General features: G+C 51.6%; 11 protein-coding genes. 3 read left to right on the top strand and 8 right to left on the bottom strand.

Translation table 11 applies throughout. The features are described from left to right. Positions 1 to 52: 52 nt before the first annotated feature. The 3 genes from aceF to pdhR all read right to left on the bottom strand — a co-directional run bounded on the left by aceF (position 53) and on the right by pdhR (position 5,791). Complete coding sequence (aceF, locus tag WH50_RS18975; protein WP_110188875.1) at positions 53 to 1,996, bottom strand: dihydrolipoyllysine-residue acetyltransferase; 1,944 nt, start codon at positions 1,994 to 1,996, stop codon at positions 53 to 55. A 34-nt stretch (positions 1,997 to 2,030) separates the two neighbouring features. Further along, on the bottom strand, positions 2,031 to 4,691 hold the full coding sequence (gene aceE, locus WH50_RS18970) for a pyruvate dehydrogenase (acetyl-transferring), homodimeric type (protein WP_110188874.1): 2,661 nt from the start codon (positions 4,689 to 4,691) through the stop codon (positions 2,031 to 2,033). A gap of 341 nt (positions 4,692 to 5,032) precedes the next feature. Continuing rightward, positions 5,033 to 5,791, bottom strand: coding sequence for a pyruvate dehydrogenase complex transcriptional repressor PdhR (gene pdhR / locus WH50_RS18965; RefSeq protein WP_104152975.1), 759 nt, complete (start codon positions 5,789 to 5,791; stop codon positions 5,033 to 5,035). Positions 5,792 to 6,184: 393 nt separating this feature from the next. Here pdhR and WH50_RS18960 point away from each other — a divergent pair, with 393 nt between their 5' ends. From WH50_RS18960 to WH50_RS18950, 3 genes are all read left to right on the top strand, one after another. After that, on the top strand, positions 6,185 to 9,019 hold the full coding sequence (locus WH50_RS18960) for an FAD-binding and (Fe-S)-binding domain-containing protein (protein WP_110188873.1): 2,835 nt from the start codon (positions 6,185 to 6,187) through the stop codon (positions 9,017 to 9,019). Between the two features lie 174 nt (positions 9,020 to 9,193). After that, positions 9,194 to 10,066, top strand: coding sequence for an AEC family transporter (locus WH50_RS18955; RefSeq protein WP_110188872.1), 873 nt, complete (start codon positions 9,194 to 9,196; stop codon positions 10,064 to 10,066). 156 nt (positions 10,067 to 10,222) lie between these two features. Next, complete coding sequence (locus WH50_RS18950) at positions 10,223 to 10,732, top strand: hypothetical protein (protein WP_110188871.1); 510 nt, start codon at positions 10,223 to 10,225, stop codon at positions 10,730 to 10,732. Positions 10,733 to 10,823: 91 nt separating this feature from the next. Here WH50_RS18950 and WH50_RS18945 read toward each other — a convergent pair whose 3' ends face one another. From WH50_RS18945 to WH50_RS18925, 5 genes are all read right to left on the bottom strand, one after another. Then, positions 10,824 to 12,479, bottom strand: coding sequence for a TolC family outer membrane protein (locus WH50_RS18945; RefSeq protein WP_165838481.1), 1,656 nt, complete (start codon positions 12,477 to 12,479; stop codon positions 10,824 to 10,826). Positions 12,480 to 12,531: 52 nt separating this feature from the next. After that, entirely contained in the window at positions 12,532 to 13,158 is a 627-nt protein-coding gene (locus WH50_RS18940; protein WP_110188869.1) for a response regulator transcription factor, read from the bottom strand. A gap of 2 nt (positions 13,159 to 13,160) precedes the next feature. Beyond that, positions 13,161 to 14,483, bottom strand: coding sequence for an HlyD family type I secretion periplasmic adaptor subunit (locus WH50_RS18935; protein WP_110188868.1), 1,323 nt, complete (start codon positions 14,481 to 14,483; stop codon positions 13,161 to 13,163). 4 nt (positions 14,484 to 14,487) lie between these two features. Further along, positions 14,488 to 16,632 (bottom strand): type I secretion system permease/ATPase, encoded by a 2,145-nt coding sequence (locus WH50_RS18930; protein WP_110188867.1) that lies wholly within the window; start codon positions 16,630 to 16,632, stop codon positions 14,488 to 14,490. A 306-nt stretch (positions 16,633 to 16,938) separates the two neighbouring features. Further along, the coding region (locus WH50_RS18925) for a VWA domain-containing protein (RefSeq protein ID WP_116453728.1) at positions 16,939 to 20,674 on the bottom strand (3,736 nt) is incomplete at its 5' end.

Below are 20,674 nucleotides of genomic sequence, written 5' to 3'. Positions count from 1 at the left end.
GTGGCCTTTAAGGGTACAAGCTATGGGGCAGAAAAGGCTACCCGAAGTCCGTTCAGAGCAGCATACGGCGAACGTCAGCCAGCAGCTGAGCCATATAGGTCAGGAAGCGGCCAGCATCACCACCATTGATGGCGCGGTGGTCATAGGACAGACACAGCGGCAACATGGTGCGAGGCTCGAACTCCTTACCATTCCAGCGTGGTTTGATATCGGCACGAGATACACCCAGGATCGCTACCTCAGGGGTGTTAACGATCGGTGTAAAGCCGATACCACCGATACCACCGAGGCTGGAGATGGTGAAACACGCACCCTGCATTTCCGCAGGTTTGAGTTTCTTCTCCTGGGCCTTCTTGGCCAGCTCGTTGGCTTCACGCGACAGCTCATAGACACTTTTCTTGTCAGCATCACGGATAACCGGGACCACCAGACCGTTAGGGGTGTCTACTGCCATACCGATGTGCACATACTTCTTGTACACAATGCTCTCGCCGTCTGCGTGCAGAGAAGCGTTGAACTTCGGATGGTTACGCAGTGCAATGGCGCACGCCTTGATGATAAAGGGCAACGGAGTCAACTTGACGCCAGCCTTCTCAGCCTCGGCTTTGACTTCCTTACGGAAGGTTTCCAGCTCAGTGATATCGGCATCATCAAACTGAGTCACGTGTGGCACATTCAGCCATGCGCGACTCATGTTGAAAGCCGTCACCTTGTGGATCTTGCTCATTGGCTGGATATCCACTTCACCCCACTGGCTGAAGTCGATTGCCGGTACCTGAGGAATCCCCAATCCAGACATGGTGGCTGCGGGAGCGGCAGCCGCCTTGGGCTTGGCCAGCTCCTGCTTGACGTAAGTCTGGACATCTTCTTTCAGGATGCGACCACGCGGACCCGTTGGCGTCACCTTACCAAGATCAACACCAAACTCTCGCGCCAGAGCACGCACAGCAGGACCTGCATGAACGTTCTTACCTGCTTCACCTGTTGCAGCCACCGGGGCAGCAGCGGGTTTCGCAGCAGGAGCGGCAGCAGCAGGTGCGGCTGGCGCAGCAGCCTGAACTGGCGCAGGGGCGGCAACAGCAACAGAGCCGGCCACTTCAAGCTCAAGAATCAGATCACCTTCCGAGACCTTGCTACCTTCTTTCAGGGCAACGGATTTGACCACGCCACCTTTTGGCGCAGGCACTTCCATAGATGCCTTGTCAGTTTCCAGCACGATCAGCGAGTCACCTTCTGCAATGGTGTCACCGGCCTTGACGCAGACTTCAATGACATCCACACCGGTCGCACCACCGATATCAGGTACCTTAACCGCCTCAACACCACCCGCCACCGGAGCGGCAACCGGTGCTGCTGGAGCTGCGGTTGCAGCCACAGGAGCAGCAACTGAAGACGACTCGATAGGTGTAGGTTGCGCAGGCCCTGCCGCAACTTCCAGGACCAGAATCAGATCACCCTCGGAAACCTTGCCACCTTCAGCAACAGCAATGCTTTTCACCACACCGCTCTTGGGTGAAGGTACTTCCATGGACGCCTTGTCGGTTTCCAGCACGATCAGAGAATCGCCTTCAGCAATCTCCTGACCTACCTTGACTACCACTTCAATGACGTCGACACCGGTAGCACCACCGATATCCGGGACAGTAACCTGCTCCTCACCACCACTGGCCGCCGCAGGTGCAGCAACGGGTGCAGGGGCTGGAGCTGCGGCAACCGGCTCAGCCGCCGGAGCGGGCGCTGAAGCCACGGGTGCTGATGCACCTTCCAGTTCTAGCTCAAGGATATCCAGACCTTCGGAAGCCTTGTCACCTTCTTTGATGATGATGGACTTCACCACCCCACCTTTGGGTGCAGGCACTTCCATGGAGGCCTTGTCGGTCTCCAGAACGATCAGGGAATCACCTTCGTTGATGCTGTCGCCAGCCTTGACACAGACCTCAATGACATCAGCTTCACCACCACCGATGTCAGGCACTTTAATGATTTCAGTACTCACGTTGATCACCTCTCATCCGTTTCAAGTGCTAGCGTTAAACCGTTACCGGGTTCAACTTGTCGGGATTGATACCGAACAGCTTGATGGCACGTGATACTTCGCTGACGTCGATGCTGCCTTCTTCCGCCAGTGCTTTAAGAGCAGCAATGGCAACAAAGTAACGGTCAACCTCAAAGAAGTGACGGAGTTTCTTACGGGTATCAGAACGGCCGAAACCATCAGTACCCAGTACTTTAAAGCGATGTGGAACGAACTCACGCAACTGATCAGAGTACAGTTTCATGTAGTCAGTAGAGGCGATTACCGGGCCATTGAACTTGTTCAGGCACTCGGTCACATATGGAACACGAGGCTCTGATTCAGGATGCAGCAGGTTCCAGCGCGAACAGTCCAGCGCGTCGCGGCGCAGCTCGTTCATACTGGTAGCGCTCCAGATATTGGCATCGACATTGAAATTTTCACGCAGCAGTTTGGCTGCTTCACGCACTTCATTGAGGATGGTACCCGAGCCCATCAGCTGAACACTCAGCTTGCTGGAAGGATTCGCCTCTTCAAGCAGATACATACCCTTGATGATGCCCTCTTCGGCACCGACAGGCATGTCAGGATGCTGGTAGGCTTCGTTCATGGTAGTGATGTAGTAGAACTTGTTTTCCTTCTCGTGATACATGCGACGGATACCGTCCTGAATGATCACGGCCAGCTCGTAGCTGTAGGTAGGATCGTACGTTACGCAGTTCGGGATGGTGCTGGCGACCAGATGGCTATGACCATCCTGGTGCTGCAAGCCTTCGCCGTTCAGGGTAGTACGGCCAGAAGTGGCACCAATCAGGAAGCCACGTGCCTGCATGTCACCGGCAGCCCACGCCAGGTCACCAATACGCTGGAAACCGAACATGGAGTAATACACATAGAACGGAATCAGCGGGCAGTTACTGTTGGAGTAAGCGGTTGCACAGGCAATCCATGCTGACATGGCACCTGGCTCGTTAATACCTTCCTCGAGAATCTGGCCGTCTTTTGATTCCTTGTAGAACATGATCTGGTCACGGTCATGAGGCACATAACGCTGACCAGCAGAGCTGTAGATACCCAGCTGACGGAACATACCTTCCATACCGAAAGTACGCGCTTCATCAGGCACAATGGGCACGATACGGGAACCGATATTCTTGTCCTTCACCAGCGTGGAAAGAATACGCACAAACGCCATGGTGCTGGAGATTTCGCGATCACCGGTGCCTTTCAGCTGGCTGCCAAGGAAGTCCAGTGGCGGCGTTTCCAGCGCGGTGAAGTCTTTACGACGGGCAGGATACATACCTCCCAGAGACTTACGACGCTCGAACATATACTTCAGCTCAGCACTATCAGGTGCTGGACGATAATAAGGAACAGATTCCAGCTGCTCATCAGACAGCGGGATATTGAAGCGGTCACGGAAGGCTTTTAGATCGTCAACCTTCACTTTTTTCAGTGAGTGAGTATCGTTTTTCGCTTCACCAGACTGACCGGTACCGTAACCTTTAACGGTCTGCGCCAGAATCACGGTTGGCTGACCTTTGTGGTTGACCGCAGCGTGATACGCAGCGTACACCTTGTAGGGGTCATGACCACCACGGTTCAGATTCATGATGTCCTGATCAGACAGATCTTTTACCAGATCTTTCAGATCTGGGTATTTGCCAAAGAAATGCTCGCGGGTGTAAGCACCGCCGTTGGCCTTGTAGTTCTGCAGCTCACCATCGACGACTTCGTCCATACGCTTCTGCAGCAGACCCTGTTCGTCACGCTCAAGCAACGGATCCCAGTGACGTCCCCAAAGCACTTTGATGACGTTCCAGCCAGCGCCACGGAAGATACCTTCCAGTTCCTGCACAATCTTGCCATTGCCACGTACCGGGCCGTCCAGACGCTGCAGGTTACAGTTGATGACGAAGATAAGGTTTTCCAGCTTCTCGCGGCCAGCCAGAGAAATGGCCCCCAGGCTCTCTGGCTCGTCACACTCACCGTCACCCAGGAAACACCATACTTTTCGATCGCCGCGCTTGACCATGTCACGCGCTGACAGGTAGCGCATGATGTGCGCCTGATAGATGGCCTGAATGGGACCCAAGCCCATAGATACGGTCGGGAACTGCCAGAAGTCAGGCATCAACCAAGGGTGAGGGTACGAAGACAGACCATTGCCATCCACTTCGCGACGGAAGTTGTCCAGCTGCTCTTCAGTCAGACGACCTTCCAGATACGCGCGGGCGTAAATACCGGGAGAGATGTGCCCCTGGAAGAACACCATATCCGCTTCCTGCTCACCATCCGGCCCACGGAAAAAGTAGTTGAAGCCCACATCGTACAGAGTGGCTGAGGATGAGAAGGAAGAGATGTGACCACCCAGACCTTCGTCATTGTCGTTGGCGCGCATGACCATGGCCAGAGCGTTCCAGCGAATCAAAGAACGAATACGGCGCTCCATGAACAGGTCGCCAGGCATACGTGCTTCATCTTTGGGTTTGATAGTGTTGATGTAGGGAGTGTTGAGACTGCCGAACCCATCTACCCCCATCTCGCGTGCGTGGCTGCCAAGGCGTCGCAACAGGTAAGTTGCACGCTCACCGCCTTCATTTTTGGCAACCGACTCAAGGGCTTCTAGCCACTCACGAGTCTCGATAGGATCCTTATCTTCGATAAAGTCTTGCACTGTGAATTCCCCATATTGAATTCTTTTTGTACCCGCACTTGTGTATTTTTCCTACACAAGCCTTATCCCATTGTGCATTGCAACAGGCTGGTTGTTATTATTTTTGTAGTAATACTACAAAAGCACACAACATAAATCTACTGAGTTACAGTGAGGTGAACGCTACTGACGTGATCCACGTCAGAGGAAAAACCGCCACTCACCTTCAGCGACTACAAAACTCAGCGACACTGCTGTTCGACCCCTGCTCCAGTCGATCAGGAGCGATAGGTGTAATAAAACATCTGTTTGGCCCGGACAGAAAGCTACAGCTCGTTCCGGCAAACATCACGCAACCCAGATCATGACAATTCAGAACGTCGCATTGCTCTGAGCAAACGCGTTTTTTCCTTACCGAACTCCAGCAATACCTCCTCAACGTAGGCCAGATGAGTATGCGCTGCACGCCTGGCCTCCTCTGGATTACCTCTGCAGATGGCGTCCAGTAATATCGCATGCTGATTGTGAATCTGTTTGCGATAGTCAGTTTTAGGATAGATCTGGCTCAAGTTGCCAAAAATATTCTTCTGCAGCAGTGAGAAGAGCGACCTCATAGTGTGTAAAAGCACCATGTTGTGAGCAGCCTCAGCGATAGCGAGATGGAAATCCACATCCGCTGCTACCTCTCGCTCAAACTCCTTCCGCTCATGACACTGCTGCAACCATTCGTATTTCCGTCTCAAGTTTTCACGATCAGCTTCTGTACTGCGGATGGCTGCGTAGTATGCAGACACGCCTTCCAGCGCATGACGGAACTCCAGCAGATCGTACTGAGCTTCAGGATGAGCGGCGAACAACTCAATCAGTGGATCAGAGAATGACTCTCCAACAGCTTCGGCAACGTAAGTCCCCCCGCCTTGCCGACTGAACAAAAGGCCTTTAGCCACCAGCTTTTGCACAGCTTCACGAAGAGAAGGCCGGGATACTTCAAACTGTTTGGCAAGTTCCCGCTCGGGTGGCAACTTCTGACCTGGCTTGAGAGTTCCCTCAAGAATCATTGACTCCAGCTGAGTCATGATCACATCAGAGAGTTTGGGTTGTTTTACACGTTCGTAAGCCATGACTTGCGCCGACTCGCCTTGTTATTGGGGATAAGTATTGATACTAAAAAGCATTCGTACAGCTTCAGGACCATAAAAGTCCAGCACTGTTGGCCTTTGGAAACTCATCATACTCATGGCGCTCATCAGCAACATTGAGCGGTCAGAGTAACGAAAGAGCATACAACAAAAAGGTCTTACCAATACACCCTTTGAAATCTTCATGCTTTAGACACTCACTCACGTCCACGTGTAAGCTAATGCCATCGGCTAAATTGACAGGAATCATCTGAAGCACCTATGCTTCCAGCATTCACAATGGTTAATTGGTAATACCAATAAAGCCATCCTGCATTGCCTGCTCTCCGCATTCTCCGTGGGAGAGGTTGCTAACAACAAATAAAGTGATTAGCCATGAAACCTGAGTACCGTGCCTTTGCCAGCGAGATGGATGGCATCCTGACTGCAGACAGCATCATAGATGATCCCTTGCGCCTACTTGCGTATGGAACAGACGCCAGCTTTTATCGTCTGATTCCACAGCTGGTACTGCGCCCCAAAACCTCAGCGCAAATATCTTCCATCCTCCGCAAAGCACGCCAGCACAACCTTCCCGTAACCTTTCGCACAGCCGGCACCAGCCTGTCCGGCCAGGCGATCACAGACTCGATTCTCATCCAGCTGGCCGGCAACTGGCAGGGATACCATATTCATGATGGGGCACATGCCATTAGCCTGGAGCCCGGTGTCATTGGTGCACAGGCCAACAAATATCTGGCTCCGTTTCAACGCAAGATCGGCCCGGATCCTGCGTCCATCAACGCGGCCATGATTGGCGGAATAGCCGCGAACAACTCCAGTGGTATGTGCTGCGGGACGGCACAGAACTCCTATAACACATTGAAAAGCATGAAGGTGATTCTGGCGGATGGAACGCAGCTGGACACCAGCGATCAGGAATCGCGTGACACGTTCAGGCACAGCCATGGGAGTTTGCTGGACGCACTGGAAAGCCTGGGACATCAGGCTCGTGCCAACACGATGCTCGCCGAACGCATCCGCCATAAGTACCGACTGAAAAACACCACTGGCTATGCCCTGAACGCACTGATTGACTTCACAGACCCCTTCGACATCCTTCAACATCTGATGATTGGCTCCGAGGGTACACTGGGTTTTATCAGTGAAATCACCTATCACACGGTCGAGGAGCATGCCCACAAGGCCTCAGGACTGCTGTTTTTCGCGTCACTGGATACGACATGCCAAGCCGTCGCCGCACTGAAGACTGCTCCCGTCGCCGCAGTGGAAATGATGGACCGCCCAAGCTTGCGCTCTGTGCAAGATAAACCGGGTATGCCGGACTATGTGCGTACCCTGCCCGATGATGCAGCAGCGCTGCTGGTTGAATGCCGCGCCACCAGCGCAGAACAACTTGAAAGCCAGTTGCAAGCGGTAGCCACCATACTGGATCAAGCTGGCTTGTCCCCTATTATTCCCCCTTCTTTTAGTACCGACCCCAAAGTGACGGGCCAGTATTGGGGCATTCGCAAGGGGATGTTCCCGGCGGTAGGCGCCGTACGAAAAACGGGCACCACTGTCATCATTGAAGATGTCGCTTTTCCTGTACTGCGGCTGGCAGAGGCCGTGAGAGACCTTCATCAGCTGTTTGATAAGTGGGGCTATCATGAAGCCATCATTTTTGGCCATGCGCTGGAAGGCAATCTGCACTTCGTCTTCACTCAGGGCTTTGATACTACGGAGGAAATTCAACGCTATGAAGGCCTGATGGATGACGTCGCCAGACTGGTCGTCGATAAATACGACGGTTCACTGAAAGCGGAGCACGGTACTGGCCGAAATATGGCTCCCTATGTTGAAAAGGAATGGGGAGCAGATGGTTATCAGCTGATGTGGGAAATCAAGGAGCTGTTTGACCCAGACAATCTGCTCAACCCCGGTGTCCTGCTGAATCGCGATCCTCAGGTTCACCTGCAAAACCTCAAGCCCCTGCCTGCCGCTAACACTCTGGTGGATACCTGTATCGAATGCGGCTTTTGTGAGCCCACCTGCCCTTCTCGGGCGCTCACCCTCACCCCAAGACAACGAATTGTCATCTGGCGTGAAATCGCACGTTTGCAGCGCTCAGGTGAAGACCCCCAACGACTGGAAGCGTTACAACAGGATTATCATTATCAGGGTACCGGCACATGTGCCGCCTGCGGACTTTGCTCTACCGCCTGCCCGGTTGGCATCAATACCGGCGATCTGACCCGCCAAATCAGGTCACAGCAAAGCCAGCGTCTTGCCCCACGAGGTACATGGATAGCCAATCATTTTGCTGCTATTACTACGGCCACCCGCTTCACTCTGGCAACGGCCCACGCTACTCACAAAATACTGGGCACGGCAGCCATGACCAGATTAACGCAGGGGGTACGCAAGCTTTCTCACAACAGTGTAGGCTTCTGGACACCAGCGATGCCCACAGCAGCCTCCAAACATCACTACTCAACACAGAGCACAAGTGACAAGCCCAGAGTAATCTACCTGCCCAGCTGTGCATCACGCGTTATGGGCCCAGCCGAAGGCAGTCAGGAAACAGAGTCTCTGGTCGCCATGACTGAACGCCTGCTACAGAAAGCAGGGTTTGAAGTCATCTATCCAGAAGGGCTGGATAGTCTGTGTTGCGGCATGCCGTTCCAGAGCAAGGGATTATTTGAACAGGCCGATCAGAAACGTAGAGAGGTAAATGCTGCGCTACTCAAAGCTACTGACAATGGTGCATGGCCTATCTACTGCGATACCAGCCCATGCTCCCTGCGCCTCGGCGAACAGCTGGATGTGCGCTTGCAACTCCATGATCCCGTTGCTTTTATTGACAGCCATGTGCTCGATAACCTGAGCATTACTCCTGTTGATGAGCCGGTCATGCTGCATATTACCTGCAGCACGGTACGACAGGGGTTGGCAGAACGTCTGGTCAAAATCATGAAGCGCTGCGCCACGGAAGTGGTAATACCTGATGACATTACCTGCTGTGGCTTCGCAGGTGACAAAGGCTTCTCCACGCCAGAGCTGAATGCATCGGCATTGCGCGCGTTGAAACGACAAGTCCCAGCGAATTGTCAGGAAGGCTTCTCTACCAGCCGGACTTGCGAAATTGGCCTTTCGCATCACAGTGGTGTCGATTACAAGTCCATCGTCTACTTGCTCGACCGCTGCAGCCAAGCTACAACAGAAGGCTGAACTCACAGCGTGAAAGGAATCCAGGTCTGCTTGCTGCATTTGTTGCACAGACCTTCATGGCTTTGCTTTTCGGTTGTTGGATTGAACGATGCATCCATGGATGGCAAGCCGTTCGCCAATGAACAAAGAGAGCATTCAGGCACCTGACATGCTCTCTCCGGAAGTGAAACGCTAATGTTAGAAAGGATATTCCTGACCGTCTTCCCGGTGGTCGCTGTTGTATTGATTGGCAGCATTTACGGTCGCCTGCGCCGTCCCGACGTCAGGGTTGCGAATCAAATTAATATGGAGCTCTTCGTTCCTGCCCTACTTATCAGCGTACTTGCAGGCAAAAACTTTCAACTCACCGATTACTCGCAGCTGGCCATAATGGCAGCTGCAATTGTGCTCGGCTCGGGCCTGGTACTGCTGCCGCTGTGCAGGCTCCCAGGAGTTTCGCTAAAGACCTTTCTGCCTCCGATGATGTTCAACAACACCGGCAATATGGGTATACCGTTGCTGGCTTTCGCTTTCGGAGACAAGGCTCTGCCAGCGGCAGTTGTGCTCTTCATCGTTGAGATGCTGCTGCATTTCACGGTGGGCATCTACATGCTTGATCACCGAACCTCACCCAGGCAACTGTTACGTATGCCCATTACACTGGCAACGCTGCTGGGCCTGGCATTGAGTTTTAGTGGCTTACACTTGCCTCAATGGCTTTATACGCCGCTCGACATGATAGGGCAGATATCCATTCCACTAATGCTATTCACCCTTGGCATCCGGCTGACCCATATCAACCTGAAGGATTGGCATGTAGGCGTGCTGGGAGCAATAGCATGCCCCGCATCCGGTCTGTTGCTCGCCTGGGTCGTACAAACTTTATGGCCGCTGCCTGCAGAACAGTGGGCCTATCTGATCGTTTTTGCAGCGCTTCCACCTGCAGTACTGAACTACATGCTGGCAGAGCAATTCAGGCAGGAGCCCGCCAAGGTCGCTTCAATCGTCATGCTGGGGAATATTGCCAGTCTGGTGATCATTCCTTTGGCTCTGATGTGGGCTATCTAGTCTAAGCTGAACAGGCCAACGCCCTCCTCGCTGCCACGCTTCTGCGGTAGCGAGAAGCTAGTTTGATATTGAGAACTATTTTCATTATTTTGTTTTTCTTGCGGCTGCAGATTCGTCCTTAATCAGGAGCACATTGCCGTGAAAGGAGAACAGGATATGTCTGCCAGTAAAGCCGACGAAGGTATTTATCTCTACCACATTCAAGCAGGGCGCAAAGCATATATAGCCGCTGACTATTTCCAGGCGATGACTCACTACACTCAGGCTCATCATGCTGCGGAACGCTTGTTCTTTGACAAAAACTACACTCCATCAGCACTGGAAGTACCTGACGCCTATGTCGAAGCAACACGGACTCTGGCACACCTGTTTGGACTCACTCGGGACGAACAAGGACAGGAAGACTACTTGCTTCAGGTCCATGACGGCCTTATTGATGCCATTATCGACTATGGCAGACCTTCTGACTTTCGCCAGCGCTGCCTGTCGCTGCTCCCTCTGACACTTGAGCTCCTGCTGGCACAATGGGATAGCCCCAGACTGCTCATCAAACAGGCAGAACTACGCCTGCAGGTATACAACCTGCAACGCTATTTCGGTGACGGCACCAACCAGAAAGAAGAGCTGGCTCTCAAGACGCCTCAAGGTCACAACCGTATTGCGTAGCCCTCTCCAATAATTGATCCCTGGTGCATAGCAGAAAATAAAAATGACGCCGAAGCGCCATTTTTAACACTATATTCCGATGCAGCAGAGATTAGATGCTACGTTCCTCTACAATCTTCCACTCACCATTTTCCTGTTCCATGGTCAGCTCTTTCACCACGTTATCTTCGAAGTGATTGGCCTTATAGTGCTGATCAAAACGAACGATCGCCTTACCATCCACCATAGAGACCTGAGGCTCACCAATCGTCAGTTCTATCCACTGTGGATAGGCCAGCTTAGAGCGTCGATCTTTCTCCCATGCGGCATAACTGCCTTTCTCAGGAGCAAAGTTACTGGCGTAGTGAGACAGGTAGGCATCTACATCCTTGGATTGCCAAGCCTGCCGCCATCCTTCTACAGAGGCCAGCACCGCCTGATCACCCTGATCCATACTGTGATCAACACTGCCCTGCACTGAGTCCTCAGGCTGAGCTGTTTCAGTGGCGGCCTGTTGTGGCGCTGCATCAGGGCTCTCCACACTGGTCATCAGTGAGCTGGATGCGGCAAGAATACGATATTGCGCCAGACGCATGTCAGACTGAGCATTCACCAGTGAGTTACGCGCTTCAAACAGCTCGTTTTCAGAATCAAGCAGGTCCAGCAAGGAACGCTGCCCCAGATTGAACTGCTGCTTGTAAAGCTCACGTGTCTGATCGGCAGCTTTTACCTGGTCCTGATAATGAGGAACCTGCTGTGACAGCCATTCATAAGCAGACCAGGAAAGCTGCATGCTTTCTACCACTTCACGATAGGTCTGATCACGAATCGCCTTGGCCTTACCCAGTTGTTCAACGCTCTCCATATGACGAGCCTTATCAGCCCCCCCATTGAACAGGTTGTAGTTAACTTTCAGCATCGCCTGATAATCAGAGTCTTTACCTTCGATACCATCAATGTTGTTGTTCCAGGTGCGTCCCAGCTCAACAGTCACTCGTGGCAGATAGGCACTCTCGCGTGACTTGATCTGTGCCTGGGCTTCATCGATATCCGATGTGGCCGATTTCAGGACGTAGTTGTTATCAATGGCACGAGTTACCGCATCATCAACACTTGGAGGTAGCCATGCGTTATCAAAGTCTGGGAAGATCACATCGTCATCCGAAGGCTGGCCAACGATCTGCTGATAGGTCGCTTTGACATCGCTCAGGTTATTACGTGCAGAGACCGTGTTGGCCTGAGCCAATGACAAACGGCTCTCGGCCTGCGCCAGTTCTGCCTGCGAGGCAACCCCGGACTGGCTGCGCTGGCGAATTTGCTCATAGATATTCTGGTGCTTGGCGAGGTTCTCTTCAGCCAGGCGCATCAACTGTGTCCGGCGATAGACATTCAGGTAAGCCCGGGCGATCTCCAAGGCCACACGATCAGTCTCACTTGACAGCTTCCAGGCTGACGCATCCGCTGCTGCCGTTTCACGCGCTACTTCCGAGCGGGTCTGAAAGCCGTCAAACAGCATTTGTGTAACGGTTAATGCACCCTCACGACGGTTAAGGGTTTTATCAACCTTCACACCATTGGTGTAATAGGTGTGCTCACGTCCAGAGCCAAAACTCACATCGACCTTAGGAAAATAGCCAGCACGCGCCTCATCAATTGCCGAAGCATCAGAACGTTGCTGATACTTGGCCTGCTCCACATAGGGACTGGTGTAGATATTTTCCTTAATGACTTCTTGTAACGTTTTTGCCTGGCTTGCACTCGCCATCATCAACACAGATGTAGCAAGCAATGTCAGTGTAAATGGCTTTGTAGTCTTCACCTTAAGCGTCCTCCCCATATCTTTTGTATTCAGCTTCCCTTCGCATATTGCTGACTGCCAAAACTAAGGATAGCCGATCTTTCACGCCATACTTTTTATATAAAGCACTAAGCTGATTTTTTATTGTTTGCTCCGACAAAGAGAGCTGCTCAGCAATTTGTTGATTGTTTAATCCGATCGATAGACAACGCAACAACTCTTCTTCACGCGAATTAAGACCCTGCTCTTTCAACGTATTACCAATGCCGGCCACATTGCCCAGCTGAGCCACCAAAGCCAGCATCAGCGACTGTCCTAACCAGACATGGCCAGACACTACCGTATCTCTGACCAGTCTGAATACATCGGGGCGAGCAAAGCTGTTCATGTAGCCCTGAGCGCCTGCCATGATGACTGACATGCCCTCTTTATTCCCGGGTACATTGCTCAGCACCACAATGGCAGTATCAGGCACAATGTCTTTCAGATTAGCCACACGTTTGTCTAGCCCATCCTCACCATGATGGTGCAACCAGATCACGTCAGGTTTGAATTCGCCTAGCGCTTCCACCAACCATACATCGTAAGGATGAAGTGCCTGTTTAACACGCTGGCAAAGGGAGTCATTACGGCTGAAAAGAATATCCATTCTTATCGTTCTCTTAACGCTGTCTCTTTAGCCCGATAGACCGGCTTGAGTAAATAATCCAGGACAGACTTTTTGCCCGTCATAATATCCACTGTGGCAGTCATGCCCGGAATGATTGGCAGAGGGGAATTAGCATCTCCCAGATGGCTTTTCAGCGTTCGCAATCTCACTATGTAATAGTATTCATGGTCGACATCATCCAGCACGGTATCAGGGCTGATGTTGACCAGCTCTGCCTCAAGACCTCCATAAGTAGAAAAGTCATAGGCCGTAAAGCGCACCATGGCTTTCTGGTCAGGATGCAGATAGGCAATGTCACGGGGTTTGATCTTGGCTTCAATCAGCAGCGTGTCTTTGGTCGGCACGACCTCGATAATATCCATACCTGGCTGCACTACACCGCCAACGGTATTCACCAAAATACGCTGAACAATCCCGTCAACCGGAGCCCGAACCGTAGTTCGCGTCACCTGATCTTTTAATGCCCCCCCCATTTCAGACAGACTCCGATAGTCAGTCAGCGCATCGTTGAGGTCCTTCTGAGCATCTCGCTGGAAGCCAACATTCAGCTCAGCAATTTTTTGCTTATTCTCGTTTAACGCCGCAGTGAGGCGCGGAATAGAGACACTCAGGGCATCCATCTGTCCTTTGGCATCATTCGCGTCACGCTCCAGACGAATTAACTCCACCTCTGACACCACCCCTTGCTTAGCGAGAGGACGGGTAATATTCAGCTCCTTCATGATCAGGCCATAGCTGCGCTTCAACTGCCCCAGTTTAGTCTGAGCCTCTTCCAGCTCACGTTCACGCTGTTTGACCTGATATTGCAGCGTACTCAGCTGTTCTTGCTGTGAGCGCTGGCGAATCTGATAAAAATTGTCTTCTTCCTTCCAGAAGTCATCGCTTCCTTTAGGAACGAAGGGCTTTCCTTCGGTTTCAGCCTGCAAACGGGCAATTTTGGCTTCCAGCGAGTTTTTCTTTTGCTGGTTTTCCATAAAGCTGGCATTGAAGCGGGTCGCATCGATTTTCACCAATACATCCCCCGTTGAGACATGCTGCCCTTCCTTGACCAGAATCTCGGAGACAATCCCCCCTTCAAGATTCTGCACTGTCTGCAACTGGTTAGAGGGAATGACCTTGGCGTTACCCCGGGTTATTTCATCCAACTTGGCGAAATACGCCCAGGTGACGGCCAACACAATCAGCAGAATCACACTCCAATACAGCCATTTGCCCCGCTCAATATCCTGATTGCGCAAAGCCTCGGCCAGATCCGAAGCAAACTCCAAATGCTGTTCTTTCTTACCTGCAGATGTAAATATCATGTTCTTAACCCACCTTGAGGCGCCCGTTTTTCAGCGCCTCCAGTACAGCTTCTTTGGGTCCGTCGGCCACTACTTTGCCCTGATGCAACACAATTACTCTGTCCACCAGCGGCAGCAACGTAGACTTGTGAGTTACCAGCACCAACGTTTTATTTTCAAGCAGTACACTGATGTGCTTTTTGAAACGCTCCTCTGTACTGGAGTCCATAGAATTGGTTGGCTCATCCAGAATGAGTACCTGAGGATCGTTGATTAGCGCTCTCGCTAACCCAATGCATTGCCGCTGCCCGCCAGAGAGCCCCTCACCCCGCTCACCGACGGCCATGTCAAACCCTTTGGGATGATGATTGGCAAAGTCAGACACCCCGGCCAGAACCGAGGCACTGATTAGCTGTTCATCGGTAGCAAAAGGTGAGCCAATAAGCAGGTTCTCTTTAAGAGAACCGGAAAAGAGAATGATGTCTTGTGGCACATATCCGACATTTCGTCGAATATCGGCAATACTGACCTGCTTAAGGTCAATACCATCCATGCGGACAGACCCTTCAATCGGATCATAAAGACCCATGATCAATTTTCCGATTGTGGATTTCCCTGAGCCGATCTTTCCGATAATGGCTACTTTTTCGCCTTTACGAATCTTTAAATTGACCTTTTCCAGTGCATTGTATTCTTGAGTCGGGTATTTGAAGGATACGTCGATAAACTCCACATCACCGTCAAAATGCGAACGCTCAACAAACTCTCTTTCTGGGTCATTCTCCACGGGCCTCTGCATAATTTCTTCGAGACCATTCAGAGACAGTTTGGTTTGCTGAAAGTTTGCGGCCAATCCTGCAGCTTGAGCCATGGGGTTAATAGCTCGGGAGGTCAGAATAACGCTGGCAATCAAACCACCCATGGTCATATTCTGGTCAGAAATAAGATAGACACCCAACACAACGGTGGCGACTGAAGCCAGCTGCTGAATGACAGCTGAAACATGGAAGACCGATGACGTCCACGCCTTGGCCTTGATTCCCCAGTTACTGGAATGGGCCACAGCCTGTTCCCATTTGCGCTGCGCCCAGGACTCAGCTCCGAGAATACGTACGGTCTCAAGACCTGTCAGGGTTTCCACCAGAACAGAATTTTTCTGCGAGCCGGAACTGTAGACATGCTCCATCGCAGCCATAATCGGAACACGTGCAAAGTAACCATAAGCAAACACCAACGGCATCGCGACCGCAGGTACTATCATCATCATTGGCGCGATCCAGCCAATCGTGAGCACAGCAATGATAGAGAAGGGGAAGTCTATGAGGGTAACCAGTGAAGCAGAGGTAAAGAAATTTCGGACGGAGTCAAACTCACGCAGATTGGAAGCATAGCTCCCGACAGAATGAGGTTTAGCCTTCATTTTCAAATTGAGTGTGTGCTCGAACAATTTAGACGACAGCACGACATCAATCTTCTTTCCAGTCACCTCCAGGAAATGCGCTCTCACACTCTTCAGTATGAAATCCATGCTGTAGGCAATGCCGACCCCTAGAGCCAGCACCCAAAGCGTATCAAATGCCTGGTTGGGAACGACCCGGTCATAAACGTTCATAGTGAACAGTGGGCTGACTAAAGCGAGTAGATTTATAAACAGGCTGCCGATCAATACATCACGATAAATGGGTTTATATCTTTTAATTGTCCCCCAAAACCAATGATCGGTCTTTACCTGATATATCTCCCTATTACTCTTATCAGACCGATATTCTTTTTTGAGTAGAACATAATAGCCAGCATAACTCTTTTGCAATTCGGCAAGTGGAACAGCAACCTCCATTTGCGGATCTTCTGGAAAAAGTAAGATAGCCTCCTCGGCTGTCTTTCTTACCAGAATACAGGCTGAATTATCCTGAGTGAGCAATAACGTCGGCTGTACCAGCTGGCTAATCTGACCAAGATCACCTTGTATGATCTTGCATGCTAGCCCTGCTCGGGCCGCAGCACGGGGAAGCAGGTTGATACCTATGCGGTTTCCCTCCATAGGCAGGCCTGCAATGAGTTGGTCTTTTGACTTGGATACACCAAGCAAACGACAAAATATCATCAGACACTCGAGCAACGGGTCAGTGCTGGCCATGTTAGCGACTACTTCACGCTCATCCAACAACATAAAATTACTCTCAATTACCTTTATTTACATTTGAATTAATAAATAAACAGCATCGCTAGACTAGAAAACAATGCGTTCATTTGCAACACAAACAGTGTCAATAAAACAAGTAAACACATGATTACAAAGTGAGTTAACAAAACTCTGAATAAAAACTTAAGGACTCCTTATGGTTTTGAAGTGTAGTACACCCATCCCACTATTCGCCTCCAAATATAAAGAACTAGTCTGATCGCTTTATGTTTCCAACAGGCAAAAAAAAGCCCATGCAACGCATGGGCTCTTTGCTCGGATTTACATCAAGTGTTAGCTGTGATCCACCACCAGCTGATGATTGTTGAGCAGATTATTGATGATCTCAGTATCGCTGCTGCCTGAAGACGACAGGTCAACGCCTTTAAGAGTAATGACCTGATCAGCCTGACTGTGATCACCCGAAGCAAACTGACCAGATGTACTGACATAGAGAACAGTGTCAGTAGAACCACTGCTGGAGTCTGTCTCAAAGTGCAGGTAGTTGCTCAGATCCTGTCCTGAGGTATCTGGCAGCATATCCGAAAGATCCAGCACATCAGCATTGCTATCCGAGCTACTGGTTGCAATATGGAAGTCAGCAACTACATCGCTGGCAGGATCTCCGGTAGAGCCCTGATCTCCCGATAGCCATATGAATGTATCTTGTCCCTGACCACCATGCATGACGTCGTCACCAGCGCCACCGGTGATCTGATCATCTCCGCCCTGGCCGAAGATCAGATCGTCGCCTTCACCGCCAATCAGGATGTCATTGCCACCACGAGTATCAGTGTCATCATTTAACGCATCTGCATTGTTGATGATGTAGTTGCGGATCTCCGCATCAGTAGGCGCAGTACCTCCATTAAGCTGAGTCAGATACTCGAGCAGACCTGTGTAGCCGAGCCCGTCATGAGTGCCAGCCGCATAACCATCCCAGCTGAGACTGTCGGAATTGACGGTATCACCGAAGATGACATCATTACCGGCAGTGCCAACCAGGGTGTCATTACCTAATGGTACTTCAGTCAGATCATCCAAAGCCCCCTGCAATGCAGCTGTCAAGGCATCAGCATCCGCAGAATCTTCAACATAATCAGGGTTACCATCACTATCAAAATTGGTCAGCTGCTGACCAAAAGTGCTGTCAGGGTCAATATTTAGACCAATGGCACTGACAGTAACCTGATTATTGCTGACAAGATTGTTATAGGCCTCCAAGCCTTCGGTGTAGCCAACACTGTCGCTATATTGCAACTTGCCACTGTCGTCATAGTAGCTGCGTGGCTCACCATCAGACAGGAAGAAGGAGATATTGCTGTAGTCAGCCCCACTGTCATAGCCAGCACTTGCTTCAGTACTAAACCAGTCACTGGCTGCATTGAACGCAGCCTCATAGTTGGTAGTGCCATCAGCCGTCAGCGCATTCACTGCAGTCTGAGCATCCGACAATTCGTTCGAGTCAAAGTCATCAATGCTATAGACAGTTGTTGCGCTACCGTTGAATGCGACAATTTGCAGATTGATGGTGCCTTCAAAATCCGCTAGCTGCGACAGCAGAGTATTTACTGCCTCTTTTAGATTTGCCAGGCGATCCCCCACCATACTTCCTGAAATATCGAGTATCAGGGATACGTTATAGTTTGGCGCTTCTCCCGGAGTGACGACAACCCCGGCAACATCGCCAATCAATACATCACTGCCTAAGGTAGACGTTTTAGTATTGTCGTCATTGTCGCCAACATATAGCTCAGACTGGTTAGCATTAATGGTGACAGTCAAAGTAGAACTGGAGGTATCACCATCATTGTCGACAAGGGTATAGGTGAAGTTTTCCTGTGACTGTAAGGCATCCTGTTCACTGTCAGGAGTATAGGAGTAGCTACCACTAACAAGATTAACAACCAAGGTTCCATGCTCGGTATCAATCGACAGCGTGGTAGAAGTTGTATCGTAATCAGCATCACTGCCGTCACTGGTCGCGACAGTGTTACTGCCAGCATCGAACGTATAGGTAACACCATCGTAACCTATGGACTGGATGTGGCCACCATCTGCGCCGAAGCTAGAACCATCGGTAGTACCAGTAGCAGTCTCCACTTCTACCAGTGACTTCAAGACGCCAGACAACTGAGACAAATCGGTAACGATAATGGCATCAGTATCTGTCCCCGTAACGCCATCATAGGAAATAGTGTCCAGATATTCGTTAGTGGCGCTACTACCCAATCCGATAGCATATGCCGTTATGCTGTTATCAGACAGGAACGTCTGCCAAGCAGTCTCCTCAGCACCGACAATACCGTTAGAGCCAGTATTATTGTCCTCATTCGGCACGCCATCGGAGATGAAGTACAAGATATTGTTCGCACCAGAAATCATGCCAGCAGAATTATCGCTTACTAACGACTCCAGCGTAGCAATGGCTGCATCGTAGTCTGTCCCCCCTGCTGCGGTCAGCCCATCGATGACAGCTTTAGCAGTCAACAGATCCATCCACGCGGTGCCCTGCTGCTCTGACTCCGAATTAAAGGTGACGATAGAAACCTTGACGTTGTTGGCATTTTCCCCGTAGTAGGTCAATAGATCGTTAATGGCAGCTTTGGCCAGATCCAAGGTACTGGCATAGCCTGCCACACCAGAATCACCATCCATGCTCTTCGACATATCCAACACGATCATGAGATTGACATCACCAGTAGTGACGGACGCTGTCAGCTGATGGGCAGTAGCGACGGGGGAGTCATCCTCTACGGTCACAGTGATAGTGGAGTTGGCTGTTGCAGAGCCATCCGTAGCCGCGACACCCACATTGAATGACAGGTTGTCTTCACTGGTTGGATCCGTGTGATCAAGGTGCCCCGTCAGTTTGACGTCGTAGTCGCCATTGTCATCGATAGTCACTACCACGATATCAGCACCGTTAGCACTGCCCGTGAGCGTATGGCCATCACCAGAGAGGCTCCAGCTCAGCGCAGTACCATCAGACGTCAGGGTATCAGTAGGAGCGCTCAGGCTGAATGTAAAGTCGGCGACACTGGCATTAGCAAGGCCAACGTTGCCAGAGTCCTCAGTACTGTCGGTCGTGTCAACATTACCGACATTGTCCTTGATACCGTCAATCAGCCCCTCTTCGGAGACGATTGCAGCAGCAGCGATCAACATTGGCATGTCATTGCTGCGAATCTTGCCATCAGCGCTATCACTGTTAATAGCCTGGCCGTTGGTCTGGGCATTGCTTGCGGTAACAACGAAGTTCTCCAACTTCTCATACAGATCATCATCCGCAGCCACTAAAGTAAGGGTTGCCTCGGTTTGCCCCGCAGCCATGGTGATATCACCAGTAAAAGCGCCAAGACTGCTGTCCCAGACCAGTATGGTATCCGTTCCGTTCACATCCACCGTAATGGTCTGAACATCACCCTCCTCAATCGGATCAGTCGACCCAGGAGCCACACTGATAGTCATGGTGGTTTCGTACTCACTCGGGTTGCTCAGAGTGACCGTGAAGCTGGCATCCTGCCCACCTTCGACCGCTGTGTCGACTACAGCAGCAACATCCAGTACCGGCACATCCCCTTCGTGATCTCCTGGCTCATCACCATCTTCATCAGCGATGGAGCCGTCGGCACTGGCGTCGTTCAGCGCCTGACCGTTGGTCTGGGCGTTGCTGACGCTGACGGTGAAGCCTTCCACGCCTTCGTAGGTGGCGTCATCGGCCGCCACCAGGGTCAGTTCGGCACGGGTGGTGCCGGCGGCGAAGGTGACGTCGCCGGTGTAGGCGCCGGCACTGCTGTCCCAGGTCAGGGTGTAGTCGGTGCCATCGACGCTGACGGTGATGGTCTGCACATCGCCTTCTTCGATGGGGTTGCCGCTGCTGCCCGGGGCCACGCTGACGGTCATGGTGGTGGCGTATTCACTGGGGTTGCTCAGGTCAATGCTGAACACGGCATGGGTCTGGCTGCCATCGGCGGCAGGCTCGGTGGCCTGGGCCTGAATGGCGGTGACGCCTGACGCTCCGCACGGG

This window comes from Pokkaliibacter plantistimulans (assembly GCF_003194385.1).
Taxonomy (GTDB): domain Bacteria; phylum Pseudomonadota; class Gammaproteobacteria; order Pseudomonadales; family Balneatricaceae; genus Pokkaliibacter; species Pokkaliibacter plantistimulans.
Note: the sequence above shows the minus strand (reverse complement) of the source record. Positions and strands in the feature narration are given on the sequence as shown.